15 protein-coding genes are annotated in these 16549 nt (G+C 66.2%); 7 read left to right on the top strand and 8 right to left on the bottom strand.

The window, feature by feature from the left end; translation table 11 throughout:
- Positions 1 to 5 precede the first annotated feature (5 nt).
- Positions 6 to 851 (top strand): endonuclease/exonuclease/phosphatase family protein, encoded by an 846-nt coding sequence (locus FA90_RS14950; RefSeq protein ID WP_036169961.1) that lies wholly within the window; start codon positions 6 to 8, stop codon positions 849 to 851.
- Positions 852 to 996: 145 nt separating this feature from the next.
- Here the strand turns inward: FA90_RS14950 and FA90_RS14955 are convergent, their stop codons facing one another.
- The 3 genes from FA90_RS14955 to ybaK all read right to left on the bottom strand — a co-directional run bounded on the left by FA90_RS14955 (position 997) and on the right by ybaK (position 3029).
- On the bottom strand, positions 997 to 1665 hold the full coding sequence (locus FA90_RS14955) for a DsbA family oxidoreductase (protein ID WP_036175870.1): 669 nt from the start codon (positions 1663 to 1665) through the stop codon (positions 997 to 999).
- A gap of 155 nt (positions 1666 to 1820) precedes the next feature.
- Positions 1821 to 2459, bottom strand: a complete 639-nt coding sequence (gene plsY / locus FA90_RS14960) for a glycerol-3-phosphate 1-O-acyltransferase PlsY (protein ID WP_036169964.1) — start codon at positions 2457 to 2459, stop codon at positions 1821 to 1823.
- Positions 2460 to 2537: 78 nt separating this feature from the next.
- The gene (gene ybaK, locus FA90_RS14965; protein WP_036169967.1) at positions 2538 to 3029 is read right to left on the bottom strand and encodes a Cys-tRNA(Pro) deacylase; all 492 of its coding nucleotides are present in this window, start codon (positions 3027 to 3029) and stop codon (positions 2538 to 2540) included.
- A gap of 69 nt (positions 3030 to 3098) precedes the next feature.
- On the opposite strand from ybaK, the gene FA90_RS14970 reads away from it, so the two are divergent.
- The 3 genes from FA90_RS14970 (at position 3099) to FA90_RS14980 (ending at position 8593) form a co-directional block, all read left to right on the top strand.
- Positions 3099 to 4073, top strand: a complete 975-nt coding sequence (locus FA90_RS14970) for an endonuclease/exonuclease/phosphatase family protein (protein ID WP_036169968.1) — start codon at positions 3099 to 3101, stop codon at positions 4071 to 4073.
- A 173-nt stretch (positions 4074 to 4246) separates the two neighbouring features.
- Positions 4247 to 5464 (top strand): efflux RND transporter periplasmic adaptor subunit, encoded by a 1218-nt coding sequence (locus FA90_RS14975; protein ID WP_036169971.1) that lies wholly within the window; start codon positions 4247 to 4249, stop codon positions 5462 to 5464.
- Between the two features lie 3 nt (positions 5465 to 5467).
- Positions 5468 to 8593 carry an efflux RND transporter permease subunit gene (locus FA90_RS14980; RefSeq protein WP_036169973.1) on the top strand — a complete coding sequence of 1042 codons (3126 nt, stop codon included), beginning with the start codon at positions 5468 to 5470 and terminating at the stop codon, positions 8591 to 8593.
- A gap of 65 nt (positions 8594 to 8658) precedes the next feature.
- Here the strand turns inward: FA90_RS14980 and FA90_RS14985 are convergent, their stop codons facing one another.
- From FA90_RS14985 to FA90_RS15000, 4 genes are all read right to left on the bottom strand, one after another.
- Positions 8659 to 8838 carry a hypothetical protein gene (locus tag FA90_RS14985; RefSeq protein WP_036169975.1) on the bottom strand — a complete coding sequence of 60 codons (180 nt, stop codon included), beginning with the start codon at positions 8836 to 8838 and terminating at the stop codon, positions 8659 to 8661.
- Positions 8839 to 8949: 111 nt separating this feature from the next.
- Positions 8950 to 9855 (bottom strand): site-specific tyrosine recombinase XerD, encoded by a 906-nt coding sequence (xerD, locus tag FA90_RS14990; RefSeq protein ID WP_036169977.1) that lies wholly within the window; start codon positions 9853 to 9855, stop codon positions 8950 to 8952.
- On the bottom strand, positions 9828 to 10358 hold the full coding sequence (locus FA90_RS14995) for a methylated-DNA--[protein]-cysteine S-methyltransferase (protein ID WP_036169978.1): 531 nt from the start codon (positions 10356 to 10358) through the stop codon (positions 9828 to 9830). Before FA90_RS14995 ends, xerD begins: the two co-directional genes overlap by 28 nt.
- 616 nt (positions 10359 to 10974) lie before the next feature.
- The gene (locus tag FA90_RS15000; protein ID WP_036169981.1) at positions 10975 to 11970 is read right to left on the bottom strand and encodes a TRAP transporter substrate-binding protein; all 996 of its coding nucleotides are present in this window, start codon (positions 11968 to 11970) and stop codon (positions 10975 to 10977) included.
- A 127-nt stretch (positions 11971 to 12097) separates the two neighbouring features.
- Here FA90_RS15000 and FA90_RS15005 point away from each other — a divergent pair, with 127 nt between their 5' ends.
- The 3 genes from FA90_RS15005 to FA90_RS15015 all read left to right on the top strand — a co-directional run bounded on the left by FA90_RS15005 (position 12098) and on the right by FA90_RS15015 (position 15399).
- The gene (locus FA90_RS15005; protein ID WP_036169982.1) at positions 12098 to 14083 is read left to right on the top strand and encodes a nitrogen regulation protein NR(II); all 1986 of its coding nucleotides are present in this window, start codon (positions 12098 to 12100) and stop codon (positions 14081 to 14083) included.
- Positions 14084 to 14125: 42 nt separating this feature from the next.
- A complete protein-coding gene (locus FA90_RS15010; RefSeq protein WP_036169984.1) occupies positions 14126 to 14737 on the top strand; it encodes a response regulator transcription factor in 612 nt (203 codons plus the stop codon).
- A 281-nt stretch (positions 14738 to 15018) separates the two neighbouring features.
- Positions 15019 to 15399 (top strand): DUF3052 family protein, encoded by a 381-nt coding sequence (locus FA90_RS15015; protein WP_036169987.1) that lies wholly within the window; start codon positions 15019 to 15021, stop codon positions 15397 to 15399.
- Between the two features lie 24 nt (positions 15400 to 15423).
- Here the strand turns inward: FA90_RS15015 and queG are convergent, their stop codons facing one another.
- Positions 15424 to 16536: a tRNA epoxyqueuosine(34) reductase QueG gene (queG, locus tag FA90_RS15020; protein WP_036169989.1), complete on the bottom strand. Its 1113-nt coding sequence runs from the start codon at positions 16534 to 16536 to the stop codon at positions 15424 to 15426.
- Positions 16537 to 16549 lie beyond the last annotated feature (13 nt).

The following is a 16549-nucleotide window of genomic DNA, read 5'->3' on the forward strand; positions in this document are numbered from 1 at the left end:
CGTCGATGCGGGTAGTCAGCTGGAACATTCACTGGGGCTGTGGAAAGGACGGGCGTATCCGCATCCACGCCATCATCGATGTGCTGCGCAGGCTGAATCCCGATGTGATCTGCCTGCAGGAAGTGGCGGCCAATCATCCGGAACTCGAGGGCAGCGCGGCCGCCAGCCAGTTCAAGCAGCTCGGCGGCGCCTTCGGCGGCTATCACATGATCGAGATCGCCCCGAGCGAAATCTACCGCAACAACATGCCGCGCCAGTTCGGCAACATCCTGCTGTCCAAGTACCGCATCACCCAGGCCCAGCGCCACGTGCTGCCGTGGCCGCCCGATCCCGAGCACCTGGCCGGCATGCCGCGCGGGATGATCGAAACCGTGCTCGACGCGCCCGGCGGCAAGCTGCGCGTGCTGACCACCCACCTGGAATACTATTCGCCGCTGCAGCGCATGGCCCAGGTGCAGCGCATCCGCGAGCTGCACGCGGAAGCCTGCGCGCGCGCCGCGATCTACCAGCCCGAGCCGGAGCTCGAGCCGCCCTTCCAGCTGGGTTTCCGCCCCGGCACCGCGATCTACTGCGGCGACTTCAACTTCGCGCCCGGCGATGACGATTACCGCGCGCTGCTGGCGCCGCCGGCGTCCGGCGAACTGGCGCTGCTCGACGCCTGGCAGGTACGCCACGGCGACATGGCGCGCGCCCCGACCGCCGGCCTGCACGGCTACCCATGGCCGGACCGGCCCGATTGCTACGATTATTTCTTCGTCACCGAAGACCTCGCCCCGCGCGTCAAAGAGCTGAAAGTGCAGTCGGAAACCTCCGCCTCCGACCACCAACCGATCATTCTAGATTTGGTTTGAAGTGAACGCCCCGCTAGCGCATCGAGGGGCTCGAAAACCGTAGCGAGCGGCCGCAGATTCGTTCGAGAAGCGCAACCGTACTTACGGTACGGTGAGCATCGCAGAACGAAGCTGCAACGCGCAGTAGGTTTGCGAGCCCCTCCACCTAAGCTTCGTCTTGTTCGAGTTGCTCGTTGTCCTGCTGGGCAATCTGCCGCAGCGCCTGCTCGAACACCTCCGGCGGCTGCCCGCCCGAGATCAGGTGGCGTTCGTTGACGATCACCGCCGGCACCGAGTTGATGCCGGCACGCTTCCAGTAGTATTCCTGCTGGCGCACCTCGTTGGCGAAGGCATCCGATTCCAGCACCGTGCGTGCCTGCTCGACGTCCAGGCCGGCCTCGCCGGCCTTGCGCAGCAACACTTCATGGCTGCTTGGATCCTGGCCCTGGGTGAAGTAAGCCTCGAACAGCTTTTCCTTCAGGGCCAGCTGGCGTCCCGGCCCCTGGCTTTCGGCCCAGTGCAGCAGCCGGTGCGCATCGAAGGTGTTGTAGATGCGGCTGCGCTTGTCCATGTCGAAAGTGAAGCCGACCGACTCGCCGCGCTGGCGGATCGTTTCCTGCGACTGCGCCAGCTGGGCCGGCGTCGATCCGTATTTTCCCGTGATGTGTTCGGCGATGTCCTGGCCTTCGGCCTCCATGCCGGGATTGAGCTCGAACGGCTGGAAATGGAGGTCGGCAGCGATCTCGCCGCCGACGCGCTGCAGCGCCTGCTGCAAGGATTTCAAGCCGATCGCACACCACGGGCACGACACGTCCGACACAAAATCGATTCTCATCTGCTGTTTCACGACTCACCGCCTTCCTGTTATGTCTGATAAATATTACGCATTGAGGCCACGTATTGCGGCGGAAGCCTTATGGTGACACATCGGAAAAAAGCGAGCAGCGCGCCTGTCGGATTCGGTAAATCTGGCATGGCGCGCCAGGAAACTTATTTCTTTTTCGGCGCCGCGCCCGCAGCCTTGCTGCCGATGCGCGACTCCTTGCCGGCGATCAGGTTCGAGATGTTTTTCGAGTGGCGGAACAGCAGCAGCGCGCTCATCGCGACCACGGCAAACAATACGTCGTCGACGCCGAACAGCAGGCCGTAGTAGAACGGCGCGAACACCGCCGCCGCCAGCGCCGCCAGCGAGGAATAGCGGAAGGCGTAGGCGACCACCAGCCAGGTTACCAGCGTCGCCAGGCCCAGCCAGACGTTCAGGCCGAGCAGCACGCCGAGCGCGGTCGCCACGCCCTTGCCGCCCACGAAACGGAAAAAGACCGGCCACAGGTGCCCCAGGAACACCGCGATCGCCACCAGCGCCACGCCGCCATCACCGAAATCGAAGCGTTCGCCGTAGTGGTCGGCCACCCACACCGCCAGCGCCACCGCGACCACGCCCTTGAGGCAGTCGCCGACCAGCGTCGCGATCGCGGCTTTTTTGCTGCCGCTGCGCAGCACGTTGGTCGCGCCCGGGTTCTTCGAACCGTAGGTGCGCGGGTCGGACAGGCCGAACACGCGGCTCATCACGACGGCGAAGGAAATCGAGCCGATCAGGTAGGCGGCGATGGTGAAAATAATGGTGTACATGGGTCTCTTTCAGTTGACGCGAGGAATATACACCAACAGCCAAGCCGAGCGATAGCTGGCCGGATGCTCGGTTACCGCTCAATCGGCCAGCGCGCAATGCACCGGGCGCGCCTTCAACACCTCGACCAGCGCCTTCGGATCGATCCCGACCAGGAAGCCGCGCCGCCCGCCGTTGATGTAGATCTTCGGCAGCGCCAGGATGCTCTCCTCGACGTACACCGGCATCGCCTTGCGGATGCCGAACGGCGAAGTGCCGCCGACCAGGTAGCCGGAATGGCGCTGCGCCACCTCCGGCTTGCACGGCTCGACCGACTTGCACGGGATCGCGCGCGCGAGGTTCTTGGTCGAGACCTTGCAGTCGCCATGCATCAGCACGATCAGCGGGCGCGCCGCCTCGTCCTGCATCACCAGGGTCTTGACGACGTCGTGTTCGGACACGCCCAGCTTGCTTGATGAGACGGCGGTGCCGCCATGCTCTTCGTAATCGTAGGGATGCTCGCTGAAGGCGACGCCGTGCTTGCGCAGGAACTGCGTGGCGGGCGTCTCGGAAATATGCTCTTTCTTGGCCATGTGTTACGCTGGAAGCACCTCACATCGTGTCGAGACGGCTTCCAAAAGCAGACGGGGGAGTTGCTTATTATGCAGCAAGAGATTCGCTTTGCCACCTTCAATGTGTGTAACCTCGCGCCGCCGGGCGCCCGGCTGTACGACAACCTCGACCCGAGCACGCCTGAAGAGTACGAAGCGAAGATCGCCTGGACCGCGCGCCAGATCGACATGCTGGCCGCCGACGTGATCGGTTTCCAGGAAGTGTTTTCGCAGGCTGCGCTGGCCGAAGCGCTGTCGCGCACGCAGCGCTACCGCGAAGCCATCCACGTCGGTTTCGACCCCGATCCGCATGCGGACAAGCTCACGCCCAGCGTCGCCCTGGTGTCGCGCCTGCCGCTGGCCGCCACGCCCGAGCCGATCCCGCACTTCCCGTCCGGTATCTCGATGCCGCCCGGGAACCGCGACCCCGACCGCTTCACCCGTCCGCCCCTGCATGCGGCGATCCAGCTCACACCCGATCTGGTGGCCGACGTGGTGGTCGTGCACCTGAAGTCGCGTCGTCCCGATTTCCGTTCCAGCGACAGCGGCAACGACCCGCAGCTGTACGCGCTGGCCTCGCTGCGCTCGCTGATCCGGCGCGGCACCGAAGCCGCGGCGCTGCGCGTGCTGCTGACCCAGCTCGGGCGCGAGCACCGCCGGCCGCGCGTGGTGCTGGGCGACTTCAACGACGTCGCCGACGCCGTCACCACCGGCATCGTGCTCGGCCTGGGCGCGCCCAGCGGCGACCGCCTGTACGACGCCTGCTCGCTGCAGCGGCGCCAGGACCGCCATCGCCACGTCGGCTTTTCCAACCTGCATGACGGCCAGTACACGACCATCGACCATATCCTGGTATCGCAGGAATTCAATGCGGCGCTGCCGGGCGCGCTCGGCGAGATCATCGACGTGGTCTACCTGAACGACCACCTCGACCTCGGCCTGCCGGAAGCCTCCGACCACGGCCAGGTGCTGGCGCGCCTGCGCCTGTTCGACGACGGCGCCGGCCAGCCGGGCGGCGACGGCTGAGACGTCCATCCGGCCGTTTTCGCGTTCCAACCCTTTAATACCGCCGCTCGTCACATCGCGATGGCTGTGCGCCATCGCTTTGCCTACCATGGCCTCATGCGCTCGTGACTCCACCCTGCCCGGCAGGACGGAGCACCGGCGCTCCTTCTTCCATCCAACACAAGAACAAGGTTATGAAGATCGAGACCCTGCCAGAATCCGTGCCCCTGACCGACGCCCTCGCCCGTCCCGTGCGCGCCCGGCGCTATGCCCCGGCGATCGGCATCGCCATCCTGGTGCTGGCCGGCGCCGGCGGCTATGCCTTCAGCCACCGCGACGCCGCCGCGCCTTCGCAGGCGGCCGCCCCGGGCGACGCGGCGAAAAAGGACAAAGAGCCGGTGCACGAACTCTCGCAACGCGATGTCGCCGTGGTCGAGGCGCGCGCGCTGGCGGTCACGCTGCCGCTGTCCGGATCGCTCTCGCCGCTGGCGCAGGCCACCGTGAAATCGAAAGCCTCGGGCGTGATCCTGGCCAGCGGCGTGCAGGAAGGCGTGGAGGTCAAGGCCGGCCAGACGATCGCGCGCCTGGACGACGCCGAGGCGCGCGCGCGCGTGGCGCAGCAGCAGGCCATGCTGGCCGACGCGGACGCTCGATTGGCCCTGGCGAAAAAGAACGTGGCCAACAGCGCCGCCCTGCTCAAGCAGAACTACATCGCCCAGAACGCCTACGACACCACGGCCAACGCGGTCGACCTGGCGCAGGCGGCGGTCGATTCGGCCAAGGCCCAGCTCGACCTGGCGCGCATCGCGCTGGCCGACACCGTCATCCGTGCGCCGCTGTCGGGCGTGATCAGCAAGCGCCATGCGCAGGCGGGCGAAAAGCTGTCGCCGGACAGCCCGGTCTACACCATCGTCGACCTGAAGCACCTGACGCTGGACGCCCAGGTGCCGGCCAGCGACATCCCGCGCGTGAAGGTCGGCCAGGACGTGCAGTTCAAGGTCGACGGCTTCGATGGCCGCACGTTCGTAGGAAAGGTCGCGCGCATCAACCCGGCCACGGAGGCCGGCTCGCGCGCGATGATCGTCTACATCAGTGTCGACAATCCCGATGGCCTGCTGCGCGCAGGCATGTTCGCCAAGGGCACGGTGACGACCGAGAAATCGAGCGCGCATCCGCTGCTGCCGCTCGGCGCCGTGCGCCGCCAGGACGGCCGCGACGTGGTCTACCGCGTCGATGGCGGCAAGGTGGTGGTCCAGCCGGTGACGCTCGGCCTGCGCAACGAGGACGAAGGGCTGGTCGAGGCGCTGGACGGCGTCGACGCCGGCGCGGTCGTGCTGGCGCTGAAGCTGGACGGCATCAAGCCGGGCAGCCCGGTGAAACTGCCGGACCTCGTCAACCAGAAGAAAGGCTGAGCCATGTGGATCACCCGCACCAGCATCAAAGCCCCGGTGTTCGCGACCATGGTGATGGTCGCCCTGATGGTGCTCGGCCTGTTCGCCTACCGCGGCCTGGGCGTGGAGAACATGCCCAACATCGAGATCCCGGCGGTCGAGATCGAGACCGCGTACCCGGGCGCCTCGCCCGAGCAGGTCGAGAACGACGTCACCCGCCCGATCGAGGAAGCGGCCAACACCGTCGGCGGCATCAAGACCATCCGCAGCAATTCGTATGAAGGGCGCTCCAGCGTCGGCATCGAATTCCAGCTGACCACCAACATGGACCGCGCCGTGCAGGACCTGCGCGACCGCATCGGCACCGTGCGCGGCGGCTTCCCGCGCGAGGTCAAGGAACCGGTGCTGTTCCGCCAGGAAGGCGAGAACTCGCAGCCGGTCGTGCTGCTCTCGCTCACCTCGCACGAACGCAGCCTGCGCGATTTGTCGATGTTGACCGACCAGGTCATCGTCAAGCGCCTGCAGAGCGTGGCCGGGGTCGGCCAGATCCGTGTCAACGGCGAGCAGGCGCGCCAGGTGCTGGTGCAGATCCGCCCCGACCAGCTGCGCAGCCTGGACATCGGCATCGACGAGGTGATGAGCGCGATCAGCGCCACCAACGCCAACCTGCCGGCCGGGCGCATCAGCCGCGGCCAGCGCGAGAACCTGGTGCGCATCGAAGGCAAGATGAAGGAAGCGGCCGAGTTCAAGCGCATCATCGTGGCCAACCGGTCGAGCGGTCCGGTCTACCTGAGCCAGGTGGCCGACATCCAGGACGGCGCCGCCGAGGAAGACTCGATCTCGCGCGTGAACGGCGAGCGCGCCCTGACCCTGGAAATCGCCAAGATCCAGGACGCCAACACGGTCGAGGTGGGCAAGGGCGTGCAGGCCGCGATCGAGGCCATGAAAACCTCGCTGCCAAAGGACATCCAGTTCCGCGTGCTGGACGACAAGGCGAAAACCGTGCAGGGCCAGCTCGACAACGTCAAGGAGACCATCCTGGAAGGCGCGGTGCTGACCATGGTGATCGTGTTCTTCTTCCTGCACTCGTGGCGCAGCACGGTAATCACCGGCCTGACGCTGCCGATCTCGGTGCTGGCCAGCTTCATCGCGATGAAGTACTTCGGCTTCACGCTCAACTTCCTGACGCTGATGGCGCTGTCGCTGTGCATCGGCCTGCTGATCGACGATGCGATCGTGGTGCGCGAGAACATCGTGCGCCACCTCGGCCTGGGCAAGAACCACGTGCGCGCCGCCGAGGACGGCACCAGCGAGATCGGCCTGGCGGTGATGGCGACCACCTTCGCGATCGTCGCCGTGTTCGTGCCGATCGCCTTCATGAAGGGCATCATCGGCCGCTTCTTCCTGCAGTTCGGGATCACGGTGGCGGTGGCGGTGCTGGTGTCGCTGTTCGTCAGCTTCACGCTCGACCCGATGCTGTCCTCGGTGTGGCCGGACCCGGTCGAGACGCGCTTCAAGTACGCGCCCTGGCTGGGCCGCATCATGGCGCGCATCGAGCATGGCATCGAATGGCTGCACGGCGTGTATGCGAAGGTGCTGCGGTTTGCGCTGGCCTGGCGCAAGACGACACTGGGCGCCGCGCTGCTGCTGTTCGTCGGCAGCCTGGCCCTGGTGCCGATGATCGGCGGCGAATTCGTGCCGCAGACCGACGACGGTTTCATCCAGATGCGCTTCAAGACGCCGGTCGGCTCCAGCCTGGATTACTCGAGCGCCAAGCTGCGCCAGGTCGAGGCGGCGCTGGGCGAGTTCAAGGAAATCGAGAGCGTCGCCACCATCATCGGTTCCTGGGAAGGCCGCAATTATTCGGAAGTGAACCTGAAGCTGACCGACGTCCATAAAACGCATCGCCGCTCGCAGCAGACCCTGGAAAAGGTGATCCGCGACCGCCTCGCGTCGATCGCCGGCCTCGAGCTGACGGTCGGTCAACGCCCGATCTTCATCGCCATCCTCGGCACCGACGACGCCAAGCTGGACAAGGTGGCGCACGACCTGATGGACAAGATGCGCAAGATCCGCGGCGTGGCCGACATCGAGTACAGCCAGGACGGCGACAACCCGGCCACCATCGTCAAGATCAACCACGAGCTGGCCAGCGACCTGGGCCTGTCGGTGCAGCAGATCGGCACCGCGCTGCGCCCGTTCGTCGCCGGCGACCAGACCAACCGCTGGCTGGCGCCGGACGGCCAGAACTACGAGGTCAACGTGCAGCTGCCCAGGTCCGGCCGCGAAAAGGTGGCCGACCTGGCCGACTTGTCGGTAGCGTCGAGCAAGCGCGACGCGATGGGCAACCCGATCATGGTGCCGCTGCGCCAGGTGGTCGAGTTCGTGCCGTCGACCAGCCCGCGCGTGCTCAAGCGCCAGGCGCTGCAGCGCCGCGTCGCGGTCTACGCCGGCCTGGAAAACCGGCCGCTGGGCGACGTGATGAAGGAAGTGAACGCGGCGATGAAGACGATCGACCTGCCGGACGGCATCCGCTTCGACGTCGGCGGCGCGGCCCAGCAGATGGACGAGACCATGGACGGCTTCGGCGTGGCGCTCGGCATCGCGGTGATCTTCATCTACCTGGTGCTGGCCTCGCAGTTCGGCAGCTTCCTGCAGCCGATCGCGATCATGATGTCGCTGCCGCTGTCGCTCATCGGGGTGCTGGTGGCGCTGCTGGTGACCAAGACCACGCTGAACATCTTCTCGGTGATCGGGGTGGTGATGCTGATGGGCCTGGTGACCAAGAACGCGATCCTGCTGGTCGACTTTGCCAACCAGGGCCAGCGCGAAGGCAAGGGACAGTTTGCGGCGCTGATGGAAGCCGGCCAGGTGCGCCTGCGTCCGATCCTGATGACGACGCTGGCGATGATCTTCGGCATGCTGCCGATGGCGATCGGCATGGGCGAAGGCGGCGAGACGCAGGCGCCGATGGGCCGCGCGGTGATCGGCGGCGTGATCACCTCGACGCTGCTGACGCTGGTCGTGGTGCCGGTGGCCTACACTTACCTCGACAATCTGGGCAAGCGTGCGGTGCGCTGGTTCAGGGGGACCCAGCCTGCACAGGCGCACGCGGCTGCAACCGACGCGGCGGCGGAGCCGACGGCCTGACGCCGCCGGACATCAAAACCCGGCCCCGTCAGCGCCGCCCTGGCGCTGACCGGGCCGTCGCACTTTCAAGCCGGGTCGGACTCGTGCTCCACGCTCTGGCCTTCGCCTTGCGCCTCCGGCCCGTCCGGCTCGTCCTGCCCTTTATGCAACTTGGCATCCTGCTTGCGGCGCGCCTTTTCCTCGGCCTTGCGTTTCTTTTCCAATTCGCGCTGCCGCTTTTCGTACTGAAAATTCGTTTTGGCCATGCTCACCTCATGTGCGTGATGGGAAGCCCTGCCCGGCCATTATGACCGCAGCGGCGGCGCAGGTCTTGAGAATTCAGTACACCGGCCGGCGCGAAGGTGCTAGCTGCGCTGCTAGCCGCGCGGATGGTGCTGGGCGTGCAGGTGCTTCAGGCGCTCGCGCGCCACGTGGGTGTAGATCTGCGTGGTCGAGATGTCCGAATGCCCGAGCAGCAATTGCACCACGCGCAAATCGGCGCCATGGTTCAACAGGTGCGTCGCAAAAGCGTGGCGCAGCGTGTGCGGCGACAGCGGCGCCGTGATGCCGGCCCTGGCCGCATGCTTCTTGATCACGATCCAGAACATCTGGCGCGTCATCGGACCGCCGCGGCCGGTCACGAACAAGGCATCGTCGACCTGGCCGTCGAGGATCACGCCGCGCGCTTCCTTCATATACCTTTCCAGCCACAGCCGCGCCTGTTCGCCGAAGGGCACCAGGCGCGTCTTGCTGCCCTTGCCGGTGATGCGCAGCACGCCATCATTCAGGCTCAGCTCGACTATCTTGAGCGCGACCAGTTCGGATACGCGCAAACCGCTCGCATACATCAGCTCGAGCATCGTGCGCTCGCGCAAACCGAGCGGCGTCGACACGTCCGGCGCGTTCAACAAGGCCTCGACCTGGCTTTCGCTCAAGGTGTGCACGAAGCGCTGCGGCTGCTTGGCCGAGGCCATCTTCAGGCACGGGTCGGCGGCGATGCGGCGCTCGCGCAGTGCCAGCTGATAAAAGCGCTTGAGCACCGACAGGCGGCGGTTGGCCGAACTCGGCTTGGTTTCCTCGTGGCGCTCGGCAAAATAGGCCGAGACGTCCTGCGGCTGCACCGCGTACAAGTCGGTGCGCTCGGGACGCTTGACCTCGAGCCAGCGCGCGAACAGGCGCAGGTCGCGCCGGTAGGCGTCGAGCGAATTCTTCGACAGGCCGTGTTCGAGCCAGAGCGTGTCGCAGAACGCGTCGATCAGGGGAAGATTGACTGCTGCTGCCATGGCATGTCGAGCGCCAGCGCGCCTTCGTGACGCAACAGCCAGCGTTTGACGCCGAGCTGGAAACCGTTCTCGTCGTCGCTGCTGGCAAAGCCGCCCAGGCCGGCGCTGGCGGTCACGCGGTGGCACGGAATCACCAGCGGGAACCAGTTGGCGCCGCACGCCTGGCCGACCGCGCGCGGGGCCGATTCGAGCAGCTTGGCGATCTGGCCGTAGGTGCGCACGCCGCCGCGCGGAATGGCGTTGATCGTGTCCCAGACGCGGCGCTGGAAAACCGTGCCGGTTTCCACCAGCGGCAGATCGAAGCGGAAGTCCGGGTCGTCGAAGTAGCGCGCGACCTGCTGTGCGGCGCGTTCGGCCAGCGCATCCTGCGGCGCTTTTTCCTGGTAACCGAGCGGCAGGTAGACCAGCTCGCGCACCCGCTCGTGCTCGGTGCGGATGCCGATGGCGCCGAACGGCGCGCCGACGATGGCGCTGAAGAGATCGCTGCCTTGTTGTGTGTTCATCGACGCAGTGTAAGACTCGCAAGCCATGCCGGCAAGCCCCCCTCGAGCGCGAAAACAGGCAAAAAAAACGCACCCCGCAGGGTGCGCTTCAGATTGGGTCACGTTCCCGGCCACTCGGTCATTGCCGGCGGCATCCTGTAAAACGTGTGTCTCCTCCAAACTTTTTTCCGGTAATTGAGTTACCGCTTTATTTTTACCTCTCCCCAAAACAGTATCCGGTCCATCCTGCCTGCACCATATCAGTGCTGCAGATGCGCCATCATAACGCATTCGAATATGGATAGCGTACTTTTTTATATACATTCATGAAATATATCTCAGCCATAACGGTGGGCGAGTCTCATAAAGCTGGCTCAGCCTTGGTTACATTGTTTTCAGGAAATCTTCTCGGCACAACATTATGAACAACAAGTTGCCAATTGATGACATATCGAATTGCCAATTGGCACGCTCTTATCGGAGCGCGGCGTGAGCGAGCACTTACATAGACCTGAACAAGCCTTCAGTCCTATTTTCGGAATATGAAATGGCGCCGGAGCGTGAGCGGGTCGTGATGCTGTCGCCGGCACGCAACGCCTGCGCAGCGTAGGCACAACGGCCCTGCAGTTGCATGCGCTCAGCGCACCTCGGCCGTGGTGCGGTTGATCTCGTCGATCAGGCCCTTGCCGATCCGCCCGGCCATCTGCTGCTGCACCGGCTGCAGCGCACGCCGCCATTCGGCCTGCTGTTGCGGCGTCAGGATGTGGACGCTGGTCTTGCCGCTGTCGCGGATCGCTTCGAGTGCGCGGTCGTTATCGCGCTGGGCGATGGTTTTTTCGAAGGCGGTGGCTTCGCGCATCGCCTGTTCGAGTTCGCTGCGGATGTCGCCCGGCAGGCCATCCCAGAACTTCTTGTTGACGATGACGGCATAGCCCAGGTAGCCGTGGTTCGACACGGTCAGGTGCTTCTGCACGTCCTGCATGTGCTGGGTCAGCATGTTCGAGGGCGGGTTTTCGGTGCCGTCGACCACGCCGCTCTTGAGCGCCTGGTAGACCTCGGAAAAGGCCAGCACCTCGGGCGTGGCGCCGAGCGCGCGCATCTGCACGTCGAGCACCTTGGAACCCTGGATGCGCATGCGCAGGCCGTGGAAATCCGCCGGCGTATGGAGGGGCCGGTTGGCCGACATCACCTTGAAACCGTTGTCCCAGTAGGCCAGGCCGGTGATGCCTTTCGGCTCGAGCTTCTTGAGCAGGCCCATGCCGATGCGGCCCTCGGTCACCGCGTACAGCGCCGCCTTGGTCGGGAAGATGTAGGGCAGGTCGAAGGCTTCGAATTCCTTCACGCCGAGCGGGCCGAACTTGGCCAGCGAGGGCGCCAGCATCTGCACCGCGCCCAGCTGCAGGGCTTCGAGCTCCTCCTTGTCCTTGTACAGCTGGCTGTTGGGGTAGACTTCGACCCTGACCCGCCCATGCGTCAGCTGCTCGGCCAGGACGCGGAAGCGCTCGGCCGCCAGGCCCTTGGGGGCGTCCGGCGCCACCACGTGGCTGAATTTGATGACGATGGGCGGCTCGGCCTGCGCGCCGGCGCACAGGCAAACGGCCAGGCATGCCGCGAGCATGGCTGGAATGCGCATGGGGTCTCCTCTTGACGACGGAATGTGGGACTATTCGGTATCCCCACAGTCTGCTCAAGCGGACGCCGCGCATCCATTGTGGTTAACCACGATGCCGCCGATGCACGTACGGACACGAATACGAACCATGAAGACTTCATTCACGATCCCGCGCCCGGTCCGCGCCGGTCCCTGGCGCTGGCTGGTGCCGGTGCTGCTGGTGCTGCTGTTCCTGCTGGTGCTGGTCTGGCTGCCATGGCAGGCGCGCCAGATGGAAAGCAACGAGCGCCAGGAACAGCTGATCGCCGACACCCTGTGGGTCGAGCAGACCCTGCGCTTCGAACTGGCGCGCAGCGAGGAAGCACTGGCCGCGCTCGGCGCCGACCTGGTCGCCGACGGCCCCGGCGCCGCCGTGCTGCAGGCGCGCCTGGGGCAGATGTTCAAGAACGGCCACGAGCTGCAGCGCCTGGTGTGGATGGACACGCAGGGGCGCGTGAAGGCGCACCGCGGGCTCGACCTGCCGAGCGGCCCGACCGAATCCTCGCGCAACGCCGAGGCGATGTCGCGCACCACCCATGCCGGCCGCTACAGCGACCCGTACGGCGTGACGCCGCTGGCGCACGGCCTGATCGACTTCTACCTGCCGCTGTACCACGACGGCGCCTACGTCGGCAGCCTGGTCGCGACCTACAACCTGCAGAACCTGCTCGACGAGAACGTGCCCTGGTGGTTCGCTCAGGAGAACGCCTTGACGCTGCTCGACCGCGACGACGGCGTCGTGGCCCAGCGCGCCGCCGGCGGCCCCGGGCGCGGGGTCTACACGCACAAGCGCGCGCTCGACCTGCCGGGCGCCTCGATCGTGCTGGCCACCGACAGCGTCAAGGGCGCGCCCAAGCTGCTGCCCAACCTGCTGGTCGGTTCGGTGATCGTGCTGGCGCTGGGCCTGGTGACCTCGCTGCTGGCGCTGTGGCGCCACATCGCGCGCACCTTGGCGGCCGAGAATGCGCTGCGCCAGCAGATGGCGTTCCGCACGGCGATGGAAAACTCGCTGCTCACGGGCCTGCGCGCGCGCGACCTCGAGGGCCGCGTCACCTACGTCAACCCGGCCTTCTGCCGCATGGTGGGCCTGTCGAGCGCCGAACTGCTGGGCAGGAAGCCGCCGATGCCCTACTGGGCGCCCGAGGCGATGGCGGAATACGAAAGCCGTTTCAAGAAGGTGCTGGCCGGCCAGGCCACGCCGCAATTCGAGACCGTGTTCCAGCGCTCGGACGGCGTGCGCGTGCCGGTGCTGGTGTTCGAGGCGCCGCTGGTCGACGCCCACGGCCGCCACACCGGCTGGATGAGCTCCGTGCTCGACATCACCGACCGCAAACGCGCCGAAGAGCTCAGCCGCCAGCAGCAGGAAAAGCTGGAAACCAGCGCGCGCCTGGCGACCATGGGCGAGATCTCGTCGATGCTGGCGCACGAACTGAACCAGCCGCTGGCGGCGATCTCGAGCTATACCGCGGGCGCCCTGAACGTGCTGGAACGGGTCAGCACGGGCGACGCCGGGGCGGCCCCATCGCCCCTGCCCGACCTGGGCATGCTCAGGCGCGCACTGGAGCAGGCCAACACCCAGGCGCGCCGGGCCGGCCAGATCATCCGCAGCGTGCACGAGTTCGTGAAAAAGCGCGAGCCGCGCCGCGAGACCGTCGCCGTGCAGCACGTGGTGGACGGCATCCGCGCGCTGATCGACCTGCAGGCGCGCCAGAGCTACGTCAGCCTGGTGCTGGACATCGCGCCCGACCTGCCGCCGGTGCTGGCCGACCGCGTGCTGCTCGAGCAGGTGCTGCTGAACCTGACGCGCAATGCGATCGAGGCGATGCAGGCGGTCGAGCCGGCGCGGCGCGTGCTGCGCATCGCCGCGGCGCAGGAAGGCAGCCGGGTCGCGGTGTCGGTGATCGACAATGGCCACGGTATCGCGCCCGAGGTGGCCGAGCGCCTGTTCTCGCCGTTCTTCTCGACCAAGGCCGAGGGCATGGGCATGGGCCTGTCGATCTGCCGCACCGCGATCGAGTTCCACGGCGGCCTGCTGACCCACGCCGACAATCCCGGCGGCGGAACCATTTTCACGTTCAGCCTGCAGCTGGCCTAAAATACGCGATCCCCGAACTTACGAACGAGACAAGGAACCTCCATGCTGCACATCGTCGACGACGAAGACGTGATCCGCGACGCCCTCGAATGGCTGGCCCATTCGCGCGGCATGGCGGCGCGCGGCTATGCCGGCGGCCAGGCCTTCCTCGACGCGCTCGGCGCACATGCCGCAGCGGCCGAGTCGGCCGATGGGCAAGGCGCTCAGGGTGATTGCGTGCTGCTCGACGTGCGCATGCCCAGCATGAACGGCATCGCCGTGTTCGACCAGCTGGTGGCGCGCGGCCTGCTGGCGCGCCTGCCGGTGATCTTCCTGACCGGCCACGGCGACGTGCCGATGGCGGTCGATTCGCTCAAGCGCGGCGCCTTCGACTTCTTCGAAAAACCCTTCAACGACAACCAGCTGATGGACCGCGTCGAGGAAGCGCTGGCCGCCTCGCGCCAGGCCGCGGCCGCAGGCGCGGTGCGCGCGCGCCTGGCCACGCTGTCCGCGCGCGAGCGCGAAGTGCTCGACCTGATCCTGGCCGGGAACATGAACAAGGTCGTCGCCGACAAGCTCGGCATCAGCATGCGCACCGTCGAAGTCCACCGCGCCCACATCTTCGACAAGATGCAGGTCAAGACCGCCGTCGAACTGGCGGGCCTGCTCAAATAAAGCCCACACGTCATTGCACTGGCCACTGAAAAATTCTGGTGGCGGCCTCTTGCGAAGCACTGTTTCCACCCCTAGCTAATCCCCGGGCCGCGCCATGCGGCCGTCCCGATCGACCGCGTCTCCACGGCGCCGTCACACCGGCAGAATTTCACAACATTGCACGCTTGACATCCCGTGCACGGCAGGTTTTGCGCGCCTGTGGCACGCGGGGTTCGCTTGTAAAATCAACTGAACACACCGTGGTCGAATCGGCCACGCTGGACATTTATTAGGGAACGCAGATGAGCGAAAAGACGATTGCAGACAAGATGTTCCTCAGGACCGCAAAGTCGATGCTGATCCTGAACGGGAACGTCCACCCCGGCATGGTGGCCCAGATGCCGGCCCAGCTGCTCAAGACGGACCAGGAAAAAGTCGACGTGGTGCTGCTGTTCGCGATGAACCGCAAGGAACTCGAACAGTACTTCCCGGTCGCCAAGGAACGCCTGGGCGAGAAAGGTTCGCTGTGGGTGGCTTACCTGAAGCAGACGGCCTCCAAGGCCACCGACATCAACCGCGATTCGATCAACGCCTACGCCAAGGAACAGGGCATCACCGGCGTCGCCATGATCTCGATCGACGGCGACTGGTCGGCGCTGCGCATGAAGCGCATCGAGGTCTGAGCGGCCGCTTTCAAGCGTCCGTTTTCAAGTTTCGGTCACGCCATGGCGCGCCAGCGCCCAGGCCACGTGCTCGCGCACCATGCTCGACGAATGCCGCGCGCGCGCGCGCAGCGCGGCCACGATGACCGGGTCGGCGGCTTTGGCCACCGCATTACCGAGCCCCACCGCCAAGTTGCGCAGCCAGCGCTCATGCCCGATACGACGGATCGGGCTGCCCTCGAAGCGGCGGTTGAATTCCTCCTCCTCCCACCCGAACAATTCGACCAGCCCGGCCGCGCCCAGTCCGTTGCGCTCGTCGAAATCCGCCAACGCCGAGCGCTGCGCAAACTTGTTCCACGGGCAGGCCAGCTGGCAATCGTCGCAGCCGTAGATGCGGTTGCCGATCAGCGGCCGGAACTCTTCCGGGATGCTGCCCTTGAGCTCGATCGTCAGGTAGGAGATGCAGCGGCGCGCATCGAGCCGGCCCGGCGCCAGGATGGCGCCGGTCGGACAGGCCGAGATGCAGGCCGAGCACTGGCCGCAGTGGGCGCCGGTGGGCGGATCGACCGGCAGCGGCAAATCGACCAGGATCTCGCCGATGAAGAAGGTCGAGCCGGCGTCGCGCGACAGCAGCAGCGTATGCTTGCCGCGCCAGCCCAGGCCGGCCTTTTCGGCCAGCGGCAGTTCCATCACCGGCGCCGAGTCGGTGAACACGCGGTAGCCGTAGTCGCCGATCGCCGCCCTGACCTTTTCCGCCAGCGCCTGCAGGCGATTCCTCAGCACCTTGTGGTAGTCGCGGCCGCGCGCGTACAGCGAGACCACGGCGGCGTCCGGGTCCTGCTGGCGCAGGCGTTCGCGTGCGCGCCAGTCGGCGTCGGCGCCGTCCGCACCCATCGGCAGGTAGTCCATGCGGGCGCTGATCGCGCGCACCGTGCCCGGCACCAGTTCGGCCGGCCGGGCGCGCTTCATGCCGTGGCTTGCCATATAATCCATCTCGCCATGGTGGCCGGCGTCCAGCCAGGCCTGCAGTCCGGCCTCGAGGTGCGCCAGGTCGACGTCGGCGATGCGCACGTCGGCAAAACCGAGCTCCGCGCCCCAGGTCTTGATGGACTGGGCGAGCTGGTCGAGATCGGGCGTGGGGGACGGCAAAACGGACATGGCAGAGACACAA

It is taken from the genome of Massilia sp. 9096 (assembly GCF_000745265.1).
In the GTDB taxonomy this organism is placed as follows: domain Bacteria; phylum Pseudomonadota; class Gammaproteobacteria; order Burkholderiales; family Burkholderiaceae_D; genus Telluria.